The following is a 24,906-nucleotide window of genomic DNA, read 5'->3' on the forward strand; positions in this document are numbered from 1 at the left end:
CGGCTTCGTGATCAGAACGTTACGTGGCGGCGTCTCGGTCAGTGGGAAAGCGCGCACACTGTGAGCAGGGCAAAAACTGGCGGCCCGTATGCCAAGGCGGCGGCCCACGCGGGCCTGCTGCATCTCCCACCGGGATCGTCCGGCACACGCCTACTTCGTCCGGCACTACGCCGTCGGGTGCATGCGCTTCGTCCAGGGCGTGCCTGAGACGGCGGTCCGCGGCAAACTGCACAAGGGGCTCGCCCGAAAGGCGCGGTGCTTTTGCTCCAGGCAGTGCTCAACGGCCTGGAGTCGCAGTGGCTGCTGGAACGAGGCCTCGACATCGTCGGACCTCTTCGACGTGCTGTGCATCAACCGCTACTACGGCGACATCGTCGCCCTCGCCCTCGGCACCTGGCTGCGCGCCAAGGACTACGCACCCGCATCGGTATGGCGGCCGATGCGGGTGTTCATCTCGAATCGTCTGTGTTGTGGGTTACGTCAGCGCACCAGGCGCACGTTGCGCAGCCGGATGGTGGTTGCAGGGCCGACCGCTTCGAAGCGGACCTCGACGGGCCCGGCAGGACGGTCCGCGTCGAGTGGGAGTACCTGGGAGGTTTCCTCGCTGTCGGGGCCGGCCGAGGGTGTGAGCGTGTCCAGCACGTGTCCGTCGACCAGTACGCGGGTCGGTCCGGCACTTCCGTCTGAGAGGTGGATCACTTGGAGGCCGGTGGCGGTGCCGTCCGGGTTTGTGAGGCGGTAGGACCACCATCCGGTGGCGGCCCGCCACCTCTGCCCGTCGGTGAGGCCCGACCAGGTGTCCTGCCCCTCGAACCGGTGGTCGCTTTCGGGCTGTTGCTCGCCGGCGGCAACGGCGTCAACGGTGCGGTCGTGCAGCGCGAGGGCGGCCTCGTCGGCCGCGCGCAGCTCCGCCCGCCGTTCCTGGAGGCGTTCGGGTTCTGCCAGGGGGAAGTAGAGGTGGTAGCGGGAGTCGTGGATGCCGGCGAACGGCACGAGGGTGACGGACTCGCCCGGTCGCGTGTCCACGTGCTCCAGGGCGAACGCCAGCCGGTCCGGGGCGAGTCGGCGTACGCCGGCCGCCGGATCGGAGGTGCTCGGGGTGAGCACGACGGGCAGGTGCTCCAAGGGGCGCAGCGGGCCGTCGGCGACATGTCCCATCCTCGAGTCGTCGGCGAAATGCCCGACCAGGTCGTTCCGGTCGCCCTCGGCCGCGAGGACGGTGGGCCCGAAGCGGAAGGACACCCACGGTGAGCCGTCGGGGAGCAGTTCGGCGGTGATGCGCGGGCGAAGGCGCATGGTGATCGTGTCCCCTTCACGCCACTGCCGCTCCAGACGCACGTATGTCAGGGGCTGTCCGTCTGTTCCGTGGCGCGTCGTGAGTGGGGCGGGTCTGTCCTCGGGCGGTGCGCCGTTGATACGGACCTGCGGCGTCCCTTCGTGCCAGCCGGGGACGCGTAGGTGGATCGCCACGGGACTGGCGGGAGCCTCGCGCACCACGAGTCTGACCTCATCGTCGTACGGGGCTGTCCCGGTCTGCTCCAGCACCAGGTTCTGTTCGGGCAGGCTGAGCCGGGAGGCGATGAAGAGGTTGACGAACAGGTCGCTGCCCTCGGCGGTGTATACCAGCTCGCCGTACTTGGCGTGGTTTTCCAGTCCGGTGCCGACGCAGCACCAGAAGCAGTTGTGGGGCGTCGACACCACGCGGTAGTGGCCCGGCCTGACCGGTGTGAAATACACCAGCCCGCCCTTGGGATGGAGGGACGAGAGGATGTGGTTGACCGTCGCGCGCTCGTAGTGGTCGAGCACCTCGGCGTCCGGCTCTTGGAGGAACAGCGCGCGGCTCAACTTGAGCATGTTGTAGGTGTTGCAGGTTTCGGGGCCCTCGGGCGACTGGAGCGCGGAGGTGAAGTCGTCGCGGGGGTGCAGGTGTTCGCGTACGGAGTTGCCGCCGAAGGAGAACGTCCGGTGGCGGGTCATGGTCTGCCAGAAGAACCGGGCGGCGTCCCGCAGGCCGTGGTCGTCGACGACCTCGCCGAGCCGCTGGTATCCGACGACCTTGGCGATCTGGGTGTTGGCGTGCATCCCGTCGAGGACGTCGCGGTGCTCGCGCAACGGGCCGAGCAGGGACTGGTCGAGGAAGCGCCGGGCCAGGGCGGCGTAGCGGTCCGTGCCGGTGATGTCGGCGAGGTCCGCCAGAGCCTCGCACATCCCGCCGAACTCGGTGCGGAGCATGGCCTCGTGGGTGTCGTCGTCCATCCCCGCCGCCATCTGGTCCCACCAGTCGGCAAGCCGTCGGACGGCGGTCAGGGCCAGGTCCGACCGGGTGTGGCGGTGGGCGTCCAGCAGGCCGGCGAAGAGCTTGTGCAGGTTGTACCACGGTACCCAGGCGCCACCGAGCTCGAAGGAGTCCCGCTCCACCTGCCCCGCGGCCACCCGCTGCCACAGCCGAACGCCGTCGGGGATGCCCCCGACGTAGCCGGTGCCCAGCGCGTCCTGGCACTCGACGACGCCCCGAACCAGACGCTCGACCATGGCCCTTGGCCGGGGGTCGTCCGTCACCGCGCTCATGAGAGCGGCACCCGACAGCGCGTGCCCGACGGTGTGGCCGTCGAGCCCGGAGTTCTCCCAGTTGCCGTAGGACTCGGCGACCGGCGGCAGGCCGGCCTCGCGCCGCAAGGGCGCGAGGAGCCGGTCGGTGTCGAGGGACAGCAGGTAGTCGAGAGCGGTGGCCTGTGCGTCCAGGAACGGGCCGGGGAGAAGGCGTACCGCGCTGCGGGGGAGTGATTGCATGGGTGCTCGTTTCCTTCGTTCGAACGCTTCGGCCCTGCGGGGAAGCGGCGGCGTGGTGCCGGCGATCCGGCTCGCGAGCGCGCCGCTCAGCCGGTGGGGCGTGTTCGGCGTGAGTTGTGGACGACCGCCCGGAGTCCTGAGGTCGATGTGAACGGCCGTCAGGGCGGGAACCGCATGTCCCCCCGTGTCACCGGTCAGGTCCTTCGAGAGGGAGGATGGGGGCCTCAAGGGCTTCGTCGCGGTCGCACACGAGGGTGTCTCCGCTCACCCGCAGGCGGGCGACCTGGATCGAGCTTCGGCGGTCGTTGTGGTCGATGTGGGGTCCAGAGCCGTCGTCGGATCGCCTGGGGTGCGAGAAATAGAAGATGAACGCGCCGAGTTCGCTGGTGACGACGTCGGCGTGGTAGCCGTACCCTCCGTCGTCCTGGCCCTGACCGGGACGATCGAGGATGAGTCCTCGCGGTTCCCAAGTCTCCAGGTCCCGTGAGTGAAGGACCCGCTGCCCATGCCATTCGTCGACGAGTATCCAGTAGCTGCCGCCGAACTCGAAGACGTTCGGGCCTTCGTGCTTCGAGCACTCGACGGCGGGCCCCCGGACGGTCCACCGCGCCAGATCGTCGCTGTCCGCCGCGTAGGTGTGCGCGTGATCGGCCTCGTCCTTGTACCACATGCGGTAGCCGCCTGTGGGGAGCCGCAGGACGCAGGCGTCGATTACTCTGTCGGACGAGAGCGACAAGGTGGAACGGTAGGTCCATGAGAAGAGGTCGTGGCTCGTGTAGTGACGGATCACGCGTGCATGGCCCTCCCACTGGGTCGGCACACCGCGGATCACGCTGACGAACATGTGGTACTCGGTTCCGTCGTCGACGATCTCAGGCGCCCAGTAGGTATGCCGCCCGGGCTCGATGTCCAGCCCCTCGGCGATTCCCCGGTACAGCCAGGTGGCTCCGCCGTCCGCAGAGGACGCGATGCCGATGTCGGTCCCGTGCACCCAGCTCACGTCGTTCATCGGCGGCGCGTCGGCTCGTCGGCTCGTGTAGAACATCCACCACTCGCCGGCCTGCCGGTTCCAGATGACAGTGGGGTCGGTCGCGCCGTCGTGCATGGGGTCTCGGAACAGGGGTCGGGCAACTGTTGTCATCAGTTCTTCCCAGGCGTGAGTGTGTTGGTGCCGCATGCAGGCCCATGAGCCAAGCGTCCGCGACGTGGACGACGGCGGTGGCAGCGGCCCATGGGCAGTCGGTACGTCGGAGTGGTCAGTCCTGCCGGCCTGTCAGCCGGATCATGTTCCAGGAGAGCGGTTCGAGTTCGGCGTGGAGGACGCCGTCGGTGACGGTGGTGCCGGTGGCGGGGTGAGGGGTGACCCGGTCGGGCCGGTCCGCGGTGTTGGTGGCCTCCGGGTCGCTGTCGGCCAGGACCAGGTGCTCCGCCACGGTGCGGGCGCCGACGCCGCGCAGGTCGATCTCCAGGGGCAGCGCGTCTGCCTGGCTGCGGTTGACCGCGAAGACGGTGATGTCGCCGGTCTCGTCGTCCATGACGGCGGTCGCGTGCAGCAGCGGTACGTCACCGAAGCGGGCGGTGGGGTACGTGGGGCTGTCCACGTCGACGCGCAGCACCCGGCCGCGCCCGTACGTCGACGCCTGGGCGAAGGGGAAGAATGTGGTCTGCCGCCACGCCGGTCCGCCCGGCTCGGTCATGATCGGCGCGATGACGTTGACGAGCTGGGCCAGGGAGGCGGCGGTCACCCGGTCGGCGTGCCGCAGCAGGGCGATGAGCAGCGAGCCGAAGACCACGGCGTCGGTGACGGTGTAGACGTCCTCCAGCAGGCGCGGTGCCTGCTGCCAGTCCTCGACCTGGTGGGGGTTGGGCCGCTTCTGGTACCAGACGTTCCATTCGTCGAAGGAGAGGTTGATCCGCTTCTTCTCCTTGAGCCGCGCCCGGACGTGGTCGCAGGTGGCGACGACCGACTCGATGAAGTGCTCCATGTCGACGGCGGAGGCCAGGAAGGAGTCGCGGTCGCCGTCGATCTCCTCGTAGTAGGCGTGCAGCGAGATGTGGTCGACCAGGTCGTACGCGGCTTCCAGGACGGTCGCCTCCCAGGAGCCGAAGGTCGGCATGCCGGAGCTCGAACTGCCGCATGCGACCAGCTCCAGGCCGGGGTCGATCATCCTCATGGCGCGGGCGGTCTCGGCGGCGAGCCGTCCGTACTCCTCCGCCGTCTTGTGCCCGGTCTGCCAGGGCCCGTCCATCTCGTTGCCCAGGCACCACATCCTGATGCCGTACGGCTCCTTGGCGCCGTGGGCGGCACGGCGGTCGGACAGCTCGGTGCCGCCCGGGTGGTTGCTGTACTCCAGCAGCCGCAGGGCGTCCTCCACGCCGCGGGTGCCGAGGTTGACGGCCATCATGGGTTCCGTGCCGGTCTTGGCGCAGAAGTCCATGAACTCCCCGAGACCGAACTCGTTGGTCTCAGTGCTCTTCCAGGCGAGGTCCAGTCGGACCGGGCGTTCCTCGCGCGGGCCGACGGAGTCCTCCCAGCGGTAGCCGGAGACGAAGTTGCCGCCCGGGTAGCGCACGGTGGTGACGCCCAGTTCCCGGATCAGCTCCAGGACGTCCTGGCGCAGGCCGTCGGTGTCGGCCTGCGGGTGGCCGGGTTCGTAGATGCCGGTGTAGACGCAGCGGCCCAGGTGCTCGACGAACGATCCGTACAGCCGGGGGTGGACGGCGCCGATGCCGAACGCCGGGTCGAGGGTGAAGCGTGCGGGGGTGGTGGGGCGGGACATGACTGCCTTTCGTTGGCTGGTTTCAGGCTGTCCGGCGTTTGCGGACGAGGTGTTCGGGGCGAAGCGGGTGTCAGAGGACGAGCGCGCAGACCACCGACGGAACGGACATCGCCGGGCCCGCCTGCCGCAGCGCCCCGTCGTCCAGGACACGCAGCGCGACGAACGTCCCGCTGTGCTGGTTGGCGACCAGCAGATGATCGTCCGCGTAGGTCAGGCCGCGCGGCCAGGTACCGCCGACGGACATCTCGTCGATCCGTTCCAGTGTTGTGCCGGTGACCCGGAACGCGGCCACCGTGTCCGCGCCCCGATTGGTCACCCACACGAATCGGCCGCAGGGCGAGGCGACGATGCCGCCCGGCTGGTTGATGACATCCGGGACGGCCGTGGCGGGCACTGAGGAGAGGCCCGTCAGGGTGCCCGTACCGGTGTCGTAGCGGTGGCAGGTGACGGTCGAGGACAGTTCGTCCGCGCTGAACACCAGCTCACCACTGGGGGCGAAGGCGAGGTGGCGAGGACCGGAGCCGGGGCGCAGCTGGTTCACAGCCGTCCGATCCAGGGTTCCGGTGCGGGTGTCGAGCCGGTAGGTGAAGACCGCGTCGGCGCCCAGGTCGGTGGCGAGGACGTAACGGCCCGCCGGGTCGACGAGCACCTGGTGGGCGTGGCTGTTCTCCTGCCGTCCGGCGACCGGGCCCGACCCTTCGTGGACGGCGATGTCGGTCAGCTCCACCGGGCGTCCGTCCGCGTCGAGGCGGTGCACGGCCACGCTGCCGGGCGCTGTGTCGCTGCCGTAGTTGGCGGTCAGCAGCCAGCCCCCGTCCGGGTGGACCGTGAGGTGGCACGGGTTGGCGCCACCGCTGCTCAACGGGCCGCCCGACGGCGACAGTTGGCCGTCGCCGTGCCGGACCAGGGCGCTGACGGTGCCCGGATCGGTCTCGTTCGTGCTGTAGACGACGTCGAGCCAGGGATGCGCCGCCAGGAAGGACGCCCCGCTGACGGGCACCGGCGGCACTCCGGCGTCGTGCGCCAGGTGGCCGGTGCCCGGGGCGAGTCTCAGGGCTGCGATCCCGGCGCCGTCCCCGCCGGAGTCGGGTGTGTAGGAGCCGGTGAGGACAGCGACCTCATCGGTGGAGGAACGCGTGGGCATGGGTGTGTTCCCTGGAAGTTCTTTGAACGGGTGGGCAGTTGAGCGGGCGATGCTGGGAAGGGCTCAGCGCACGATGTCGTCGTAGTGGTCCAGCAGCCCCAGTTCGGAGCGCCGGGGCAGACCTTCCCAGTCTCCGGTGGTGCTCACCGCGAAGGCGCCGAGCAGGGCCGCCGTCCGCAGCCGCAGCTCCGGGGGCTCACCCGCGAGCAGTCCGGCGAGGTACCCGGCGGCGAACGCGTCTCCCGCTCCCACCGAGTCGTGCACGGTGACGGGCATGGCGGGCTGCCGGTACGACCGTCCGTCGAGGAGGGCGTACGCGCCCTCGGCGCCGAGCTTGATCACGGCCCCGGCGGGGCCGAGGGCGCAGATGTCCTTGGCGAGCTCCTCCGGTCCGTCGGCGTCGGGAGCCATGATCCGGCCTTCGTGCGGTCCTGCGAAGACCAGGTCGCTCCTGCGCAGCAGCGGCAGCAGCGTGCACCTGGCCTCGGCCTCACCCCACAGCAGGGAGCGGTAGTTGACGTCCAGGGAGACCGGTACTCCGGAGGCGACGGCGATGTCCACCGCCCGGGTGACGGCCCGGGACGGCCCCTCGCCCAGCGCCGGGGTGATGCCGGTGATGTGCAGGGCCGCCGATCCGGCGACGAGGGCCTCCGGGATGTCCTCCTCGGAGAGCCGGGAACCGGCCGTGTGGGTGCGGTAGTAGCGCGTACGGCTGTGCGTGGCCGTACGGCGTTCGCGCAGCAGCAGCGAGGTGGGGGCGGGGTCGCGTGCGGCGACCGTGGTGACGCCTTCCGCGCGCAGCTCGCGGAGGATGAGGTCGCCGAGTGCGTCGTCGCTGACGCGGCCGATCCAGGCGGCGGACCCGCCGAGCCGGCTGACGCCCACGGCGACGTTCGACTCGGCTCCGGCGAGCCCGAGACGCAGGTCGGAGCCCAGGGCCAGCGGGCCGGTGTCCGTCGCGGCCAGGACCGCGAGGACCTCGCCGACGGTCACCAAGTAGCGTTGCTGGGAAGGGTCGTTCACGGGTCCACCTCCTGATGACTGGGCGTGGCCCGGATCGCGTCGAGCAGCGTGCGGGTCCTCGCCGTGAGGGCGTCCAGGATCTCCGGCGCCGGGTTCCGGTCCGCTCCGCGCAGCAGCGGTGAGCCGATGCCGACGGCGAGGGCGCCCGCGTCGAGGTAGTCGCGGGCCTGGTCGACGCCGACTCCGCCGACGGCGACGAGCGGGACGTCTGGCAGCGGCGCCCGCAGCTGCCGCAGGTGGGCGGGGCCGCCGGTGCTCGCGGGGAAGAGCTTGACGGCGGCGGCACCCGCCCGCCAGGCGGTGGACACCTCGGTGGGTGTCCAGGCGCCCGGGTAGCACGGGATGCCCCGGCCGGCGGCGTCGCGGATCACGTCGGTGTCGACGGCCGGGGCCACCAGGAACTCGGCCCCGGCCGCGAGCGCCTCCCGGGCCTGCTCGGTGGTGATCACCGTGCCGGCGCCGACCGCCACCTCGGGCCCGAGCTCGTCCCGGATGTCGGCCAGGGCGTCGAGGGCACCCGATGTGGTGAGGGTGACCTCCAGGCATGTGATGCCGCCGTCCGCGAGGGCCCGGGCCACGGCGGGCAGTCCCGTCGCGTCAGCCGACCGGAGGATGGCCATGACCCGGGTCCGGCTCAGCTGCGGGGTGAGTGGGGGACGCTCGGTCAAGACCTCACCGCCGCGGACGACGTGCCGAAGCGCTGGGTGGTGGTCATGCGAAGTTCCTTTCCAGCGTGGTGCGTTGGTAAAGGGCGTTTTTTTACTTGAGTCCGGAGGTGGAGATGCCGGAGATGAAGCCGCGTTGCATGATCAGGAAGAGTGCGAGGACGGGTAGGACGTACATCACTGCGCCGGCGGCGACGATGTTGCCGAGTTGGGCTCCGTGTTGGTTGACGTAGCCGGTGGCGAGTTTGACGGCGAGGGTGGTGCGGGCGTCGTCCAGGAGCAGGGCGGGGGCGATGTAGTCGCCCCAGGTCCAGGAGAAGGACAGGATGAGGCTGGTGGCGATGACGGGCCAGGACTGGGGCAGGAAGATCCGCCAGAAGATGCGGATCTGTCCGCAGCCGTCGACGATGGCTGCTTCTTCGAGTTCTTTGGGCATGTTGGTGAAGAACTGCCGGAACAGGAAGATCAGGTAGGGGGCGCCGGACAGGCCCCAGAGCACCCAGGGCATGTAGGTGTTGACCAGGTGGAGCTTGGCGAACATCAGGTATGTGGGGATGAGGGTGATCACGGCGGGCAGCATCATCGTCGACATCAGCACGGCGAAGATGGCTTTCTTGCCGGGTGCTTCCAGCCGGGCGAAGCCGTAGCCGGCCCAGGCCGAGGCGAGGGTGACCAGGACGGCGTAGAGGGTGGCGATGGTCAGTGAGTTGCGGGCGTAGCCGAGGTAGTCGAACATCGTCAGCGCGTCGTGGAAGTTGCCCACGCTGGGCTGGTGGGGCCACCAGTGGATGGGGAAGGCGCGTAGTTCGGAGGAGTCTTTGAGCGCGGTGATGGCGAGCCAGCCGAAGGGGCTGAGCATGAGCACCAGGATGCCGACCAGGAGTATGTAGATGGTGCTGCGCCGGGAGAGAACCCTCATCGGCTGTCTCCGATCGTGCGGGGTTTGGGCTTTGCCTGCTCGGGTTCGACGGAGTAGAAGACCGCGCCCTTGCTGAGTTTGAACACGAGGAAGGTGATGATGCAGATGATCGCGAAGAGCACCCACAGCAGGGCGGAGGCGTAGCCGTAGCGGCCGTTGGCGAAGTACTGGGCGAAGACGTGGATCATGTAGAAGTAGTTGCTCTCGGGCACGGCCGAGACGCCCCTGGGGGTGGGGTCGAGCGCGATGAGCAGGGGCATGAAGGTCTGCAGGGAGGCGATGATGCCGGTGACGACCTGGAAGAAGATCACCGGGGACAGCAGGGGCAGGGTGATGCGGGTGAAGGACTGCCAGGGGCTGGCGCCGTCCACCCTGGCCGCTTCGTTCAGTTCCCTGGGGATGTCCTGCAGCCCCGCCAGCGAGATGATCATGCCGTTGCCGACGGCCCACATGGTCAGCACGATCAGCACCCAGCGGGCGTAGGGGTCGACCAGCCAGTTGATGCCGTTGATACCGGCCACATCCAGGACGCCGTTGGCGGCTCCCGAGTCACGGTCGAAGATCAGCTTGAAGGTGAGGGCGGCGCCGACCGGGGGCACCACGGCGGGCAGATACAACAGGGTGCGAAACAGGCCGCGGGCCCGGATCGGCTGGTTCACCAGCACCGCCAGCAGCAGCCCCGCAAGGATCCCCAGCGGCACCGTGATCGCGGTGAACACTCCGGTGCGCGCCAGCGAGGACATCGTCTCGGGGTCGGTGAAGACCTCCTTGTAGTTGTCCAGTCCCACGAACCGCGAATTGTTCGACAGGCCGTCGGCGTTGGTGAAGCTCAGCCACAGGGCATACCCCAGCGGGAAGGCCGTCAGCGCCAGGAAGCTGACCACCCAGGGCAGGGTGAACACATAGAACGCCCGCGCCCTGCGGGTGCGTAGTGAGGCCGGGCGGCGGGGCGCCCTGGCCGGCCGCCGGGACGGGGACGATGACGCCTCGCCCGTCCCGGCGGCCTGATCAGTGAGCTGGCCGGTGCTCACCCCACCAGCTCCTTGCCCTTGGCGATCTGCTCGTTCATGAGCGTGTTGAGCTCATCAGCGACCTTGCCCGCGGACGTCGTGCCCTTGATCGCCTTCGGCAGCACCTTGTTGATCACACCGTCCAGGGCGGTCAGCTGCGCATAGGGGGTGAACGTCAGCACGGAGAAGTGCTTAAGCTCCTGCTCCTGCACGCCGAACGCCTGCTTCTGGAACGCATTCGTCTGCGGCATCTTCGAACGCAGCGACTTCAACGTCGGGATGCCCCAGCCGCTGGTGGCCCGCTCCTCGGCGGGCTTGCCCGCGAAGTAGTACTCGAACAGCTTCCAGGCCGCGTCCTTGTTCTTGGCGTCCTTGGGGATCCAGTAACCGGTCGCACCGAAACAGGGGCTGATGCGGTTGCCGCCCAGCTGGGGGGCGGGCGCAAGACGCGACACCTCAGCGATCTTGGCCTCGGCGCCGATCGCCCCGCCGAACCAGTAGCCGTCACAGGCCATCGCCATCCGCCCGGCCTGATAGGTGGGCCAGTCCCAGCCGTCCGGGTTGGGATTGGCCACGTTCGGGCCGACATTGGCCCGCGCATACTCCAGGTACCACGTGAGAGCCTTGAGCGCCTCGGGCGAGGAGAAATCGACCGACGCCAGATCCTCAGCGAACAGGCCTCCACCGGCCGAGGCCGTCATACCCATGAACTGCGAAAACGCACCAAGCCCCGTCGCATTCAGCCCGTAGACCTTCACCTTGCCCAGCCTGCGCTTGGTCAGCTCCTTGCCCAGATCCAGCCACTCGTCATAGGACAGCGGCTCACTCTCACTGGGCAGATCCAGCTTCGCCGCCTCGAACATATCCGTCCGGTACCAGAACATCTGGTCCTGCGAATAGTCCTTGGCCATGCCATAACGAGGCCCCGCGCCCTGCTTCTCGCCGTCATAGCGCCACACATCGTTGACCGGATCCAGATCCGACGCCTTCAGCACCGAACTCTTCTCGAAGTACGGGTCCAGATCGGTCATCAACCCACGCGCGGCAAAGTACGGCGTCTCCGTCGCACCAAGACCCCGCACCAGGTCCGGCGGATTCTTCGACGCCAGCAACGCGTTCAGCTTCGTCGGGTCCGCGGCCACGAAATTGACCTTGATACCGATCGACTTGCCCACCGCCTGCAAGATCTTCTTGTCATCCTCAGTCGACATGACGGTGACCGTCGACGAGCCACTCGACGAACCACCACCACCCGAACCGTCATCGACGGAAGCGGCACAGCCGGACAGCGCGGCCGCGCCGAGCGCGGCACCGGAGAAGGTGAGGAAACGACGTCTGTCGAGAGACCCTGTGGTCGGGACGGACATAACTGGACAGCCTTTCGTGCGGGACGTATGGGAAATGCGGAGTTGCCGCGGGGAGGAGCGGCAAAGGGACACGGGGTAGGGGCGTGGGGATGGATCGGGCGGGAAGCGCATGGCTCACTCGGCCCTGGCGCGAGAAGTTCCGGACGGGCACGCACACGGCTGTCGTGCACGTGTGTCGGCACCGCATCGTCCGACCGCGACGGCGACGGTGGTCGCGTCCGCGGTGACCCTCCCGGCGCGCCGTGTAGCGCACCCCGCCCATGGCCCGTATCCGGCGTTGACACTGCTGCGTTCACATGGGCAGGTTTTTGCGGCTCTGCCCAGACATGTCGTCTATTTCCGTCCGAGGAAACCGGTTGACTCGAACTTTGGCGAACGTTAAGTTGCAGCGCCAGAAGGTGTCAAGAGTCACTAACGGATCAGAACGCGCCACCGCCGCACACGCCGAGCGGCCCCTGGCGCCCACCGGAAAGGGGGGGACCTACGTGCCGGAACAGCACGTCAGGGCGAGGCTGGTGGACGTGGCGGAGAGGGCCGGAGTCTCCAAGGCCACCGTGTCCAAAGTGCTCAACGGCCGACAGGACTTGTCCGTGCGGCCGGAGACGCGCCGACGCGTCCATGAGGCCGCCGAGGCACTCGGCTACCGGCCCCATTCCGGGGCCCGGGCGCTGGCCGGCGCCAGCACGCACGTACTGGCCCTGCTGGTCCCCGCCCTCGGCAACCCCACGTACGTCACCATCGCTCGCGGCGTCTACCAGCGCGCCCGTCAGCTCGGCTATCTCTCCCTGCTGGCCGAGGACTTCGACGGTCAGGAAGCCGACGAGTCCTTCAACGACCTGGTGCAGGAGGGCAGGGTCGACGGGCTGCTCATCGCCTCGGCCCGCCCCGGCCACCCCCTGCTGGACACCTTGAGCCGCAGCCCGGTCCCCCACGTCTTCCTCAACCGCTCCGTGCCGGAATCCGGCCGCAACGTCACGATGGACGTCGCCCGCTCCAGCGTGACCGCGCTCGACCACCTGCACGGCCTCGGTCACCGCGCAGTCGGCCACATCGCGGGTCCCCCCGGGATCACGCCCAGCGAGGTCCGCAAGGAGGCGTTCCTGCGCCACGCCGACGCACTCGGGCTGGATGCGGCTCCGGTCGCCTCCGGGGACTTCACCGAGGACGGCGGCGGCTTTGCGGCGCGGGAACTGCTGCGCCCCACCGACGGTGGCGAGCGCCCGCCGGTCACCGCCGTCTACACCAGCTCGCTCGCCCAGGCGATCGGTGCCATGGCCGCGATCCGGGAGCTCGGCCTGAGGATTCCGGACGACGTCTCCGTGATCGGCAATGACGACCTGCCCGTGGCCGCGCACCTCCATCCCCCGCTGACCACCGTGGCGATGCCCCTGTACGAGCTGGGTACCGCGGCCGTGGACGCCCTGGTGGCCACCATCGAAAGTGCGCCGGTGGGAGACGTCGTCGTACCGACCGAGCCGCGGCTTGTGCTGCGCGGCTCCACGGCCAGACCGCCAGGACCAGGAGGAACGCCATGACCGTCGCCGCCGCACCGGCGCGTTTCACCGGCCGTACGGCCCTTCTCACCGCGGCCGCCTCCGGCATCGGGGCGGCCACCGCCCGTCGGCTGGCGGCGGAGGGAGCGTCGGTCCTCGTCACCGACGTGGACGCCAAGGGCGCCCATCACGTCGCCGAGGAGATCCGCGCCGCAGGAGGGCGGGCGCAGGACCAGCGCCTCGACGTCACCTCACCGAGTCAGTGGGCCGAGGCCGTCGCCGAGGCCGAGTCCTGGACCGGGCGCCTCGACGTGCTCCACCTCAACGCCGGCCAGAACCTGCCCGGAGCGGCACACGAACTGGACGACGCCGTCTGGCACCACCAGCTGCGGCTCTGCCTCGACTCCGTCTTCTACGGTGTCCGAGCCGCCGTGCCCCTGCTCAGGACGGCCAGGGGCGCGGTAGTGATCACCTCGTCCGTGCACGCGGTCATCGGCTTCAAGGGCTTCCCCGCGTACGCGGCGGCCAAGGGCGGGATCGACGCCCTCGTCCGCCAGCTCGCCGTCGAGTACGGCGGGCAGATCAGGGTCAACGCCGTCCTGCCCGGAGCCGTGGCCACCGCCCTGTGGGCCGAGGTACCCCCGGAGTACAAGGCGCAGGCCATCGCACGCACCCCCGTCGGCCGGCTCGGCGCCCCCGAGGACATCGCCGCCGCCGTCGCCTTCCTCGCCTCCGAGGACGCCGCCTTCGTCACCGGCCAGAACCTGCTCGTGGACGGTGGCCGCAGCATCAGCTCCCAGGAGTAAGGCGCCCTCGCTCGTTCCAGGCGGGACCCTGCCCGCTCCAGGCACGACCCGGCCTCCGCATCCAGGGGCCGCCGGCGCCCACAAAGCAGCCAGTTCCTCACAGCTCGCCTCTCCCCCCGGAGCGGGCAGTTGCTCTCACCCGCCCCAACCACACGACTCACACGCCCGCCGTCTCGCCCAGGCCCCGCCCGGCGGTACACAGCACAGGACCGGAGGTCCACCCCATGAAGATCACTGGATACGAGCTCTTCCTCGTCGAACCGCGCTGGCTCTTCCTGCGCGTCGACACCGATGAGGGCATCTCCGGCTGGGGCGAGCCCATCGTCGAGGGCAAGGCCCAGACCGTCGCCCGCTGTGTCGAGGAGATGTTCGACTACCTGGTCGGTCAGGACCCCGCCCGCATCGAAGAGCACTGGCAGGTGCTCGCCAAGAGCGGCTTCTACCGCGGCGGCGTCGTCCTGAACAGCGCCCTGGCCGGCATCGACCAGGCACTGTGGGACATCGCCGGCAAGACCCACGGCGTCCCGGTCCACCAGCTCCTCGGTGGCCACGTCCGCGACCGGGTGCGCGTCTACGGCTGGGTCGGCGGCGCAACCCCCGAGGAACTCTTCGACTCGGCTGCCGCGCAGGTCGCCAAGGGCATGACGGCGGTCAAGCTCAACCCCTGCGGCCAGCTGGAGCCCCTCGCCGCGCCCGCCGCGATCAACGCCATCGTGGACGGGGTGACCGCGGTCCGCGAGGCCATCGGCCCGGAGCGCGACCTGGCACTCGACTTCCACGGCCGGTTCAGCGGGGCGATGTCCCGCCGCGTACTGCCCCTGCTCGAGCCCCTGCTGCCGATGTTCGTCGAGGAGCCGGTGCTGCCGGAGTTCTCCCAGGACCTCGGCGCCGTGGTGCGCTCCACCTCCATCCCCATCGCCACCGGCGAACGGCTCTACTCGCGCTGGGACTTCCGCTCGGTGCTCTCCGACGGCATCGCCGTGGCCCAGCCCGACATCAGCCACGCCGGAGGCATCTCCGAGACCCGCCGGATCGCCGCGATGGCCGAGACCTACGACGTCCTGGTGGCCCCGCACTGCCCGCTCGGCCCGATCGCCCTCGCGGCCAGCCTCCAACTCGACTTCGCGATCCCCAACTTCCTCATCCAGGAACAGGCACTGGGCATCGGCTACGGCGACAGCAGCGGACTGCTGGACTACCTCGCCGACACCACGCCCTTCACATTCCGCGACGGCTACATCGACCGCCCGACCGCTCCCGGTCTCGGCATCACCATCGACGAGGACGCGGTCCGGTCCGCCGCCGAACGCGGCCATCACTGGCGCAACCCGGTCTGGCGCAACACGGACGGCTCACTGGCCTCCTGGTAGCCCTCCTGCTCCAGCGCTACTGGCAGAGCGGTCTGGCGACCGGAAGCGTCAAGCAGTAACGCCCCCTACTTTCCCGGAGGTTCCCTTCATGGCGGATCTGCCCGCCCGCGTCCTGTTCGGCGCCGCGTACTACCACGAGTACACGCCCGCCTACGACCCCGAACTGCGGCCCGACGAACGGCTCAAGACCGACCTCGACCTGATGGCCGAGGCGAACTTCACCGTGATCCGGGTGGGCGAATCGGTCTGGTCGACCTGGGAGCCGGAGAACGGGCGCTTCGATCTCGACTGGCTCCAGCCGGTCCTCGACGGCGCCCACGAGCGCGGCATCTCCGTCATCATCGGCACCCCGACGTACGCGGTGCCGCCGTGGCTGGCCCGGCAGTACCCGGAGATCGCGGGGGAGTACGCCACAGGGAAGCGCTTCGGCTGGGGCGGGCGCCAAGAGGCCGACTTCACCCACCCCGCCTTCCGCTTCCACGCCGAGCGGATCATCCGGAAGATCGTCCCCCGGTACGCCGACCATCCGGCGGTCATCGGCTGGCAGGTGGACAACGAACCAGGCGTGCACCTCTTCCACAACCAGGGCGTCTTCCAGCGCTTCGTCGACCATCTGCGCGACGAGTACGGGGACGTCGAGACCCTCAACCGGGAGTGGGGCCTGGTGTACTGGTCCCACCGGCTGTCCACCTGGGCCGACCTGTGGACGCCGGACGGCAACGCCCAGCCCCAGTACGACGTCGCCTGGCGGGAGTTCCAGGCCCGCCAGGTCACCGAGTTCATCGGCTGGCAGGCCGACATCGTCCGCGAGTACGCCCGTCCCGAGCAGTTCGTCACCACCTGCATCTCCTACACCAGGCAAGGCGTGGAGGACGACGAGCTGTCCGCCCGGCTCGACATCGCCTCCGGCAACCCGTACTACGACATGCAGGACGGTCTCCTGCTCCCCGACCCCACGCCCGACGACCACCAGCAGATCTGGAAGACCACCGGCGTCTGGTCGATGTACCAGACCGCGGACTGGATGTTCTCCTCCCGCCAGGAGCCGTTCCTGATCACCGAGACCAACGCCCAGTGCATCGGCGCCCCGTGGGACAACCGCCCCGCCTACGACGGCCAATGGCGGCAGGCCGCGTGGGCGCACGTGGCGCGCGGCGCGCGGATGATCGAGTACTGGCAGTGGCAGACGCTGCGCTTCGGCGCCGAGACCTACTGGGGCGGAGTCCTGCCGCACAGCGGACAGCCCGGCCGCGCGTACGCCGAACTCGCCCGCCTCGGCGCTGAGTTCGAGGCGGCAGGCCCCGTCGTGGCCGGGCTCGAGCCGGACGCCGACATCACGATGGTCTACTCGACGCCGAGCAAGTGGCTCATGCAGAAGCACCCACCGCTCGCGACCGCCGACGGCGACCCCGACCCCGCCGCCTACCACCGCCTCTTCGACCCCTTCTACCGCGGCGCCTTCGACGCCGGCCGCCAGGTGCGGATCGTGCACGCCCGGCAGCTGCACGACCCGCGCGGCGTGGGGGTCTCCCCGGCCGAAGTCCCCCAGCTACCGCTGGGAGGTGCCCCCAGGGGGAGGGAGGGCATGGCGCCGGATGAGGCCGCACGCCGCCACCCCGTGCTGGTCGTACCGGGGTTGTACATCGCCGCCGACGCGACCCTCGACTGGCTCGCGGCCTATGCCGAAGCGGGCGGCCACCTGGTCCTCGGCCCGCGCACCGGCTACGCCGACCACGAGGCCCGGGCCCGGCACGAAGCGGTACCCGGACGCCTCACCGAGGCGGCGGGAGTCACGTACGACGAGTTCAGCAACCTCGCGCGCGACATCCCGGTCCACCCCGTGCCCGGCAGCCCGCTGCAGCTGCCGCGGGAGGCGACGGCGACCCGCTGGGCCGACGGCCTGACCGTCACTGACGCCGAGGTGCTCGCCGCATACGATCACCCGCACTTCGGCCGCTGGCCCGCCATCACCACCCGCCGCCACGGAGAGGGCCGCGTCACCTACGTCGGCACGGTCCCCGGCCGGGCCCTCGCCCGCGCGCTGGCGACATGGCTGACACCCTCGGCACGCCACGGCTGGCGGGACCTCCCGGAATCGGTCACCGCGACGACCGGTACGTCCCCCGACGGGCGCCGCGTCCACGTCGTCCATAACTGGAGCTGGGAGCCCGCCCGTGTCGCCGCCCCCGTGGAGCTGACCGACGTCCTGGACGACAGCGCGGTCGCCGCGGGGGCCGAACTGGAGCTCGGTGCATGGGACGTGCGGGTGTTCGTCACCGGGCGCGCAGGCGGCCCGGCCGACGACGACCTCGACTGAACCGCGGTCCGCAACGGCCGTCACCGTGACGGACGCCGAAGAGCCAGCTCGGCAACGAACCGTGCCTGAAAGGGCGGGTCAACTGCGCGGTCTACCCGAAGTCGGCGCAGTTGCCGAGCGGACGTCTGGTCGTAGCACGTGGACGCGGTGTCCGGCGCGGCGGTGTGGATGCCCTGCCTCACGGCCTACGGCGCGATGGTGGAGGTGGGCGGGATGCGGGCCGGTGACGTGGCGGTACTGAACGCGGCCTTCAGCAGCGCGCGTGTGGCCGCGGTCCACACGGCCAACCGCGTAGGCGCCACGCCGATCGCCGTCACCCGCACCCGCGCCAAGCGGCAGCGACTGATCTCGATGAGGGCGCGGCCGAGGTCATTCGAGGAACTCCGGCGTCATGCCCACGCCGCCGGCGAATTCCAGGGCGCGGGTTCAGTCGCCGCCGCGGGCGAGCCCTGCACGCGGCCGAGCCTGCACGCGGCCGACCGCCTACTGCGGCTGTGTCGCGATCTGGATGAGGTTGCCGCAGGTGTCGTCGAAGACGGCGGTGGTGACGGGGCCCATCTCCAGGGGCTCCTGGATGAAGTGGACGCCGAGGTCGCGCAGGCGCTCGTACTCCGCCTTCACGTCGTCGACGGCGAACTGGGCGAGCGGGATGCCGTCCTTGACGAGCGTGTCGCGGTAGGTCTTGACGGCCGGGTGGCCGGCGGGCTCCAGGAGGAGTTCGGTGCCGTCGGGCTCGTCGGGCGAGACGACGGTCAGCCACCGGTCCTTCTCGCCCACCGGGACGTCGTGCTTCTTCACGAAACCGAGGATCTCGGTGTAGAAACGCTCGGCCTTGGCCTGGTCGTCGACGAAGACGCTGGTCAGATGGATCTTCATGAGGTGCTCTCCTCCGGTCCGGATGTGCCGGGCACGAGCCATCGCTCGGCGATGTGCCGCAGCGGGGCTGTGTTCAGGTCGTGGAACTTGTAGCGGCCCTCCCGCCTGGTCTCGACGAGCCCGGCGGCCTCCAGCACGGCGAGGTGCTGGGAGACCCCCTGGCGCGAGATGCCCAGCTGATGCTTCATGCTCAGTCGCGAGCAGATCTCGAACAGTGTCTGTCCGGACTTCTCCGCGAGCTCGTCGAGGATGGTGCGCCGGGTGGGGTCGGCCAAGGCTTTGAACAGGTCGTCGGCCACGACCACAGGATAGGCAATTGCTCACTTGCCTATCAAGTCGAGGTGCACCGCGTCCCGAGTCGGCCCGCCGACGGCGGGCGCAGGCCCGCGGGCAGCGAGGACGCGGTAGGCGGACTGGGCGGCTTCGGGGCGGCTGGTGGCGAGCTGGACGGGGATGAGCTGCTGGTCGAGGGCCTCGTTGGTCGTTTTACGCTGAACGGCATCGGGACCCTTCCCGGCGCTCTTTGCCGCGCCAGCCAGGGGCATCGGTGGACGCGGCACGTGCCCAGGGCCTCCGTGCGTGCGAGGCTCGTGCAGATCAAGTGCCGCACTGGGCCCACTGGTTCACCGACGTGCGGAAGATGCGAACGTGGCGAGACAGGCGTTCCCATCTTGTGGGCGCTTCTCTAGCGTCCCGGCGATGACGTCGTCGAGCGGGGAGGATGCGATGCCGGGACGCAGGCAGGTGCTGGGCTGGGGTGGATCACTGGCGGCAGCCGGGGCACTCGGACTTCGGCCCGCGAAGGCGACCGCGGCGCAGCGGGCCCGCACGAGAGTGGCCGTACTCGGCGGCGGTATCGGCGGCCTGACCGCCGCCCACGAGCTCGCCGAGCGCGGCTTCGACGTCACCGTGTACGACCGGCGCGCGGAATGGGGCGGTAAGGCGCGCAGCCTCCCGGTGACCGGCACGGCCACCGGTGGCCGCCGCGACCTGCCCGGTGAACACGGCCATCGAGGCTTCTTCGGCTTCTACACCAACCTTCCGGACACCATGCGACGCATCCCCTTCGGCGACCGCACACACGGCGTCTGGGACAACCTCGTCACCGTCCCCTACTTCGCGTTCAACAGAGACAACGGCAAGGGCGACCTCTACCTCCCCACCATCCCGCCCGACACACGCACTCTCGACCCCGCCACCCTCCCCCTCGTCATCGCGGGCCTGTTGCGCACGATGCCGCAACTCCTGCCCCACGAATGCGCGTTGCTCGGCCGTAAACTCGCCGTCCTCATGACGAGCTGCGACGAGCGCCAGTTCGGGCAGTGGGAGCACACCGGCTGGCTCGACTTCATCGAAGCCGAGGGCAAGTCGGACTACTACCAGGTGATGTGGGGCGGCTCGGCGAAGGTCATCCAGGCTCTGCGCCCCGAGACCGCCAGCACCCGGACCTGCGGGCAGGGCATCTCGAAGATCCTCTACTCCATGCTCGGGATGGGCCCCGACGGCCCCTTCGACCGGATCCTCGACGGCCCCACCAGTGAACGCTTCATCGACCCGTGGGTGCGGCACCTCACATCCCTGGGCGTCCGCTTCGTCACCGGGCATCTCGTCGAGTCCCTCGAACTCGGCTCCGACGGACGCATCACGGCCGCTCACGCCCGCACCGCGGCCGGTCCCGCCCGGATCGACGCCGACTGGTACGTGGCCGCTCTCCCCGTGGACCGCGTACGGCAATTGTGGTCTCCCGACATCCGGGCGGCAGATCCTCAACTCGCCAAGATGGACCGAATGCGCACCACGTGGTGCCAGGGCATCATGTACTACCTCAAGGAGACGTTCCGCGGCCCCGTCGCCCACCTTGGTCTCATCGACTCACCGTGGGCGCTGGTCCTCGTCGGGCAGTCCCGCCTCTGGTCCGAGCCCTTCACCGAGACCTGGGGCGACGGCGTGGCCGCCGAATCCCTCTCCGTCGTCATCTCCGACTGGGACACGCCAGGCCGCCTCTACGGCAAACCCGCCAAGGAGTGCACCCCGAAGGAGATCTCCGAGGAAGTCTGGGCGCAGATGAAGGCGGGCCTCGAGGACGACGGCGACGTCGTCCTCCCCGACGGCATCGTCCACTCCTGGTTCCTCGACCCGGCCGTCACCCGGACCGCCGGCGGCAGGCTCGAGAACGACGACACCTACTACCTCAACGACGTCTCCTCCTGGGAACTGCGTTCCGAGGCCGTCACCGCCATCCCCAACCTCTTCCTCGCCGGCGATCACGTACGCGCGCACAGCAACGTCGACTTCACGTCCATGGAGGCCGCGAACGAGACCGGCCGCCGCGCCGCCAACGGCGTGCTGGAGGCCGCCGGAGCCGACGGCGCCGACGAGGTCCGTCTCTTCGGCGGCGCCGAACCTCCCGGATTCGCCGAGCTCAAGGCGGCCGACCGAACCCGCTACCGGCTGGGCCTTCCGCACGTCCTCGATCTCTGAGGACGAAGCCACCACGTAACGGCCGTCCGGTGTTCGTTGATCGTCTTCGGCTGAGGATTCCGATTCGGGAGGGGTGTCTCCGGTTTCCGGCGACCTGGGGACGGTCCTTCCAGACGGGTGTTGCACGACGGCACACTGCAACGGCACCTCCCAAGCCCCGAGGCTTGCCCGCTGAGCGCCAGCCGCTCCCGGCTGAGCATGCGATAGGTCTCCGGGCCCGAACGCCGCCTGCTCGTCTATGACGCGGGCCAGCCTCCTCTACCGGCGGAGTGACGGATCTGCCGGCTGGTCAGCCCTCGCCGGCGAGCGTGTCCCGCAGCAGCGTGACCAGGTCACCGGATTCGGCTCGGCCGAGTTCGTCGAATGCGCCCGATCGGCGTCCCAGCAGGACCCCGATGAATGCCGCCACGACGATCTCGGCCCGCAGCCGCGGCCGGTCCAGCCCCTCGCGGGTGAAGCGCTCGAGCAGCGGCTCGACCAGTCGGGCGTGCAGTGCCGCGCGGGCGGCGTCCTGGGCCGCGGGGTCGCTGTGCGGCTGGACGGCGACCTGGGTGATGGGGCCGGGGCCGCGGAGGTCGACCCGCTCGAGCAGTTCGAGGAGCCGGTCCGGGTCCAGCAGGTCGGCGGGAACCGCGTCGTCCGTCGCGTTCTGCAGCGTGGCCACGTACAGCTGGGTCTTGTTGCCGAAGTAGCGCGCGATGAGCGCCGCGTCCACTCCCGCGCGCTCTCCGATCTCGCGGACCGTGGTGCGGTCGAAGCCGCGCTCGGCGAACAACTCGCTCGCCGCCTGCAGCAGCAGCTCACGGCTGCGCGCGGCGTCGCGGCGGCGCGCCGGCATGCGGGCGCTCACCGGTCGGCCGAGGTGTGTCGCGGGCCGCCCGCCTGGGGCGGCAACGGGCCGGCGTCCGCCTGCTCCGCCGGCTTCTGCGTACCCGCCGTCAGCACGGTCCGCGTGCCGCCGCGACGCGACCGGATCAGGAGGTAGCTCACCAGGGCCGTGGCCACCCACACTGCGCAGGCCAGCAGTCCGGCCGAACGGTAGCCGTCGTTCGAGGGCAGTGCCTGGCCCGCGGCGGTGTGGGCCTGGAGCACCACCGCGCTGAGCGCGCTGCCGGTCGAGTAGCCGATGTACTTCACGACGTGATTGAAACTCATCGCGCTGCCGGTTTCCTGCGCCGGCACCGCACCCACGATCAGTGCTGGCATGACCGAGACGGTGATGCCGATGCCGAGCCCGGCCAGGGCCATGGTGACGAACACCTGCCACAGGCTGTGGCGGGCGAACACGAAGGACAGCACGGCCACGAGGGAGATCAGGCAGCCCAGGGGCAGGAGCCGGGCGAGCGGGATGGTGCGACTCAGGACGCGCACCAGCCGGCCGGCCAGCAGGCTGCCCGCCGAGAACGGAACCAGCACCAGGCCGGTGACGACGACGGAGGCGCCGAAGCCGTAGCCGGCGCTCGTCGGCGTCTGCACGAAGCGGGTCACCAGTGACATCAGCAGGTACATCCCCACGCCGCCCACGACCGCGGTGAGGTTGGCCGCGAGCACCACCCGGTCCCGGACCAGCCGTACGTCCACCAGGGGATGCGGCGTACGCAGCTCATGGGCGACCCACCAGACCAGCAGCAGGACCGACACGACGGCCAGTACGAGCAGACGGGCCGACGACCAGCCCCAGTGCCCGCCCTGGGTGAGCGCGAACAGCAGCCCGGCCATGCCCCCGGCCAGCAGCGCGGCGCCGAGTACGTCCAACCGGTGCGCCGGGCGCTGCGGCGACGGAGGCAGTACGACGATGGCCGCTGCCAGGGCCAGGGCGGCGGCGATCGCCGCGAACCAGAACCCGGCGTACAGGCCGAAGTACTCCGCGAGCAGCCCGGTCACGGGATAGCCGAGACCGATGCCTGCGGCGGCTGTGAGCGACAGCGTCGCCACCGCCGACCGCGACCGCTCCGGCGGCAGGGCGTCACGGGCGGTGGCCATGGCCAACGGCGTGAGCCCGATCCCGAGACCCTGGAGCGCCCGGCCGGCGATCAGCGCGCCGAAGCCCAGCGGCAGAGCCGCCAGCACGCTGCCCACCAGCACCGCGGCCAGGCCGGTGAGGACCACCTTCCGGCGGTGCGGCCCGTCGCCCAGGCGCCCCATCGTCGGGGTGGCGACGGCGCCCACGAGCATCGTCACCGTGAGCGACCACTGCGCACTGGACATGGACACGTGGTTCACCGCAGCGATCGTCGGGATCAGCGGAGCGCCGAGGCTGCTGACGATCGCGACGAGCATGCCGAGGGAGATGAGTACCGGGACCAGTGCCCGTTGCCGGTGGGGGGATGGGGTGCGCGTTGGTTGCACAGAGGGGCCAATCTTGTCATCAAGTGATGTCATCGCCTGATGACATACTACCGCGCCGTCGCGGCAGGGCGGTCTCCGCCAGTGGCTCAGCGCTCGTGGATGACGTGTCCTACGTCTCGCGGAATTCGGCGCGCACGCCGAGGAGGCGTACCGGGCGGTCGTGCTCGAACAGTTCCAGCACTGCCAGCGCCGCGCGCTCGATCTCGGCGGGCTCGCTGGTCGGCGTGGGCAGGGTGACGCTGTGGGTCTGCGTGAGAAACGGCGCGTACCGCACCTTCACCGCGACGCGTTGCGCCGGTCGGCCTTCGGCGGCCACATCCTGTGCCACGCGTCTGGCCAGGGTTGCGACGTGTTCGCCGATCTCGGAGCGGTCGGTCAGGTCGTGCTGGAAGGTGATCTCGCGGCTGCGTGAGCGCGGAACGTAGGGAGCGCCACTGACCTCGGTGTCACCCGCACCCAGTGCGAGCATCCGGTACCACGGCCCCTGCACCGGGCCGAACCGGGCGGCGAGCTCGTCCGGGTCGGCCCTTGCCAGCTGGGCGACGGTGAGCAGGCCCGCCTCGGCCAGCCTTCTCGCGGTCTTGCTCCCGATGCCCCACAGCGCGTCGGTCGGTCGCTCCGCCATGACGGCCGCCCAGTTGTCCCGGGTGAGGCGGTACGTACCGGCCGGCTTGGCGAACCCGGTGGCCAGCTTGGCACGCAGTTTGTTGTCTCCGATGCCCACCGAGCAGGACAGCCCGGTCGTGACCCGCACGGCCTCGCGTATCTCGGCGGCCATGGCCTCGGGGTCGTCGATGTGGGCTCCGAGGAATGCCTCGTCCCAGCCGAGTTCCTCGACGACCACCGGAAACCGGCGCAGCGCGGCCATGAACTGGTCGGAAACCCGTTGGTAGGCCGGCGGATCCGAGGGCAGGAACACCGCTTCGGGGCAGCGCTTGGCCGCCGTACGCAGCGGCATGCCGGATTGGATGCCGAACTCGCGCGCCTCGTAGGAGGCCGTGGCCACCACCCCTCGCTGGGTCGGGTCGCCGGAGCCGCCGACCACCACCGGCCGTCCACGCAACTCAGGCCGGCGAGCCACTTCCACGGCGGCGATGAACTGGTCGAGATCGACGTGCAGCACCCAATCCCTGCCGGACACGCGGTTCAGTATGCGTCTTCTGCCCGTGCCGTGCTCGCCATGCCTGGTCATCAGTCGCGCTCCCACTCCTTGGGGCCGATCAGCTTCTGTCCGAGGAGCACGGCGACGCGCTCGCCCGCCTCGCACACCGAGTCCAGGGCGGCCTCGACGGTCTCCTCGACCTCTTCAGAGGTGTCGGCGCGCAGGACGGCGATGCCCATGAGTTCCAGGGCCTGCTGCGTCGTACGGCCCATGGGGCCCTGCCACGGGTTGAACTCGGCGTACTCGCCCCGCATCGCCACCAGTTTCAGGAAGGGCGAACGGGCACATCTGCAAGGGGTGTTCACGGCGCCGGCCCGGCCCCTGGCGTCACTGCCCGGCGCCTGGCGTCACTGC

At 70.0% G+C, this 24,906-nt stretch carries 21 protein-coding genes; 5 read left to right on the forward strand and 16 right to left on the reverse strand.

The annotated features are described in order from the left end of the window. Positions 1 to 480: 480 nt before the first annotated feature. From ACSMXV_RS37015 to ACSMXV_RS37055, 9 genes are all read right to left on the reverse strand, one after another. The gene (locus ACSMXV_RS37015) at positions 481 to 2,790 is read right to left on the reverse strand and encodes a beta-L-arabinofuranosidase domain-containing protein (RefSeq protein ID WP_473175454.1); all 2,310 of its coding nucleotides are present in this window, start codon (positions 2,788 to 2,790) and stop codon (positions 481 to 483) included. Between the two features lie 187 nt (positions 2,791 to 2,977). Next, complete coding sequence (locus ACSMXV_RS37020) at positions 2,978 to 3,931, reverse strand: glycosyl hydrolase (protein ID WP_473175455.1); 954 nt, start codon at positions 3,929 to 3,931, stop codon at positions 2,978 to 2,980. 115 nt (positions 3,932 to 4,046) lie between these two features. After that, on the reverse strand, positions 4,047 to 5,570 hold the full coding sequence (gene arfA / locus ACSMXV_RS37025; protein ID WP_473175456.1) for an arabinosylfuranosidase ArfA: 1,524 nt from the start codon (positions 5,568 to 5,570) through the stop codon (positions 4,047 to 4,049). 70 nt (positions 5,571 to 5,640) lie between these two features. Then, the gene (locus ACSMXV_RS37030) at positions 5,641 to 6,714 is read right to left on the reverse strand and encodes a lactonase family protein (RefSeq protein WP_473175457.1); all 1,074 of its coding nucleotides are present in this window, start codon (positions 6,712 to 6,714) and stop codon (positions 5,641 to 5,643) included. 63 nt (positions 6,715 to 6,777) lie between these two features. Continuing rightward, positions 6,778 to 7,737: a sugar kinase gene (locus ACSMXV_RS37035; RefSeq protein ID WP_473175458.1), complete on the reverse strand. Its 960-nt coding sequence runs from the start codon at positions 7,735 to 7,737 to the stop codon at positions 6,778 to 6,780. Next, positions 7,734 to 8,405: a bifunctional 4-hydroxy-2-oxoglutarate aldolase/2-dehydro-3-deoxy-phosphogluconate aldolase gene (locus ACSMXV_RS37040; RefSeq protein WP_473175459.1), complete on the reverse strand. Its 672-nt coding sequence runs from the start codon at positions 8,403 to 8,405 to the stop codon at positions 7,734 to 7,736. The genes ACSMXV_RS37035 and ACSMXV_RS37040 overlap by 4 nt, the downstream gene beginning before the upstream one ends. Before the next feature lie 91 nt (positions 8,406 to 8,496). Beyond that, the gene (locus ACSMXV_RS37045; protein WP_473175460.1) at positions 8,497 to 9,321 is read right to left on the reverse strand and encodes a carbohydrate ABC transporter permease; all 825 of its coding nucleotides are present in this window, start codon (positions 9,319 to 9,321) and stop codon (positions 8,497 to 8,499) included. Continuing rightward, positions 9,318 to 10,352 (reverse strand): carbohydrate ABC transporter permease, encoded by a 1,035-nt coding sequence (locus ACSMXV_RS37050; RefSeq protein ID WP_473175461.1) that lies wholly within the window; start codon positions 10,350 to 10,352, stop codon positions 9,318 to 9,320. The genes ACSMXV_RS37045 and ACSMXV_RS37050 overlap by 4 nt, the downstream gene beginning before the upstream one ends. Beyond that, on the reverse strand, positions 10,349 to 11,698 hold the full coding sequence (locus ACSMXV_RS37055; RefSeq protein WP_473175462.1) for an extracellular solute-binding protein: 1,350 nt from the start codon (positions 11,696 to 11,698) through the stop codon (positions 10,349 to 10,351). Before ACSMXV_RS37055 ends, ACSMXV_RS37050 begins: the two co-directional genes overlap by 4 nt. A gap of 485 nt (positions 11,699 to 12,183) precedes the next feature. Here ACSMXV_RS37055 and ACSMXV_RS37060 point away from each other — a divergent pair, with 485 nt between their 5' ends. The 4 genes from ACSMXV_RS37060 (at position 12,184) to ACSMXV_RS37075 (ending at position 17,684) form a co-directional block, all read left to right on the forward strand. Then, positions 12,184 to 13,233 carry a LacI family DNA-binding transcriptional regulator gene (locus ACSMXV_RS37060; protein ID WP_473175463.1) on the forward strand — a complete coding sequence of 350 codons (1,050 nt, stop codon included), beginning with the start codon at positions 12,184 to 12,186 and terminating at the stop codon, positions 13,231 to 13,233. Then, on the forward strand, positions 13,230 to 13,997 hold the full coding sequence (locus ACSMXV_RS37065) for an SDR family NAD(P)-dependent oxidoreductase (RefSeq protein ID WP_473175464.1): 768 nt from the start codon (positions 13,230 to 13,232) through the stop codon (positions 13,995 to 13,997). Before ACSMXV_RS37060 ends, ACSMXV_RS37065 begins: the two co-directional genes overlap by 4 nt. A 224-nt stretch (positions 13,998 to 14,221) precedes the next feature. Next, the gene (dgoD, locus tag ACSMXV_RS37070) at positions 14,222 to 15,367 is read left to right on the forward strand and encodes a galactonate dehydratase (protein ID WP_473175465.1); all 1,146 of its coding nucleotides are present in this window, start codon (positions 14,222 to 14,224) and stop codon (positions 15,365 to 15,367) included. A gap of 88 nt (positions 15,368 to 15,455) precedes the next feature. Next, complete coding sequence (locus tag ACSMXV_RS37075; RefSeq protein WP_473175466.1) at positions 15,456 to 17,684, forward strand: beta-galactosidase; 2,229 nt, start codon at positions 15,456 to 15,458, stop codon at positions 17,682 to 17,684. Between the two features lie 483 nt (positions 17,685 to 18,167). Here the strand turns inward: ACSMXV_RS37075 and ACSMXV_RS37080 are convergent, their stop codons facing one another. From ACSMXV_RS37080 to ACSMXV_RS37090, 3 genes are read right to left on the reverse strand one after another with little or no spacing between them, the layout of a single operon-like run. After that, positions 18,168 to 18,560 (reverse strand): VOC family protein, encoded by a 393-nt coding sequence (locus ACSMXV_RS37080; RefSeq protein WP_473175467.1) that lies wholly within the window; start codon positions 18,558 to 18,560, stop codon positions 18,168 to 18,170. Next, complete coding sequence (locus ACSMXV_RS37085) at positions 18,557 to 18,859, reverse strand: ArsR/SmtB family transcription factor (RefSeq protein WP_473175468.1); 303 nt, start codon at positions 18,857 to 18,859, stop codon at positions 18,557 to 18,559. Before ACSMXV_RS37085 ends, ACSMXV_RS37080 begins: the two co-directional genes overlap by 4 nt. 21 nt (positions 18,860 to 18,880) lie before the next feature. Further along, a complete protein-coding gene (locus tag ACSMXV_RS37090) occupies positions 18,881 to 19,105 on the reverse strand; it encodes a hypothetical protein (RefSeq protein WP_473175469.1) in 225 nt (74 codons plus the stop codon). A gap of 154 nt (positions 19,106 to 19,259) precedes the next feature. Here ACSMXV_RS37090 and ACSMXV_RS37095 point away from each other — a divergent pair, with 154 nt between their 5' ends. After that, positions 19,260 to 21,041 (forward strand): hydroxysqualene dehydroxylase, encoded by a 1,782-nt coding sequence (locus ACSMXV_RS37095; protein ID WP_473175470.1) that lies wholly within the window; start codon positions 19,260 to 19,262, stop codon positions 21,039 to 21,041. A gap of 289 nt (positions 21,042 to 21,330) precedes the next feature. Here the strand turns inward: ACSMXV_RS37095 and ACSMXV_RS37100 are convergent, their stop codons facing one another. From ACSMXV_RS37100 to ACSMXV_RS37115, 4 genes are all read right to left on the reverse strand, one after another. Next, positions 21,331 to 21,879: a TetR/AcrR family transcriptional regulator gene (locus tag ACSMXV_RS37100; RefSeq protein ID WP_473175471.1), complete on the reverse strand. Its 549-nt coding sequence runs from the start codon at positions 21,877 to 21,879 to the stop codon at positions 21,331 to 21,333. Between the two features lie 8 nt (positions 21,880 to 21,887). Beyond that, positions 21,888 to 23,321, reverse strand: a complete 1,434-nt coding sequence (locus ACSMXV_RS37105; RefSeq protein WP_473175472.1) for an MFS transporter — start codon at positions 23,319 to 23,321, stop codon at positions 21,888 to 21,890. Between the two features lie 178 nt (positions 23,322 to 23,499). Continuing rightward, a complete protein-coding gene (locus ACSMXV_RS37110) occupies positions 23,500 to 24,531 on the reverse strand; it encodes a DNA polymerase IV (RefSeq protein ID WP_473175473.1) in 1,032 nt (343 codons plus the stop codon). A gap of 50 nt (positions 24,532 to 24,581) precedes the next feature. Beyond that, positions 24,582 to 24,806 carry a hypothetical protein gene (locus ACSMXV_RS37115; RefSeq protein WP_473175474.1) on the reverse strand — a complete coding sequence of 75 codons (225 nt, stop codon included), beginning with the start codon at positions 24,804 to 24,806 and terminating at the stop codon, positions 24,582 to 24,584. Positions 24,807 to 24,906 lie beyond the last annotated feature (100 nt).

It is taken from the genome of Streptomyces sp. DSM 42067 (assembly GCF_055792885.1).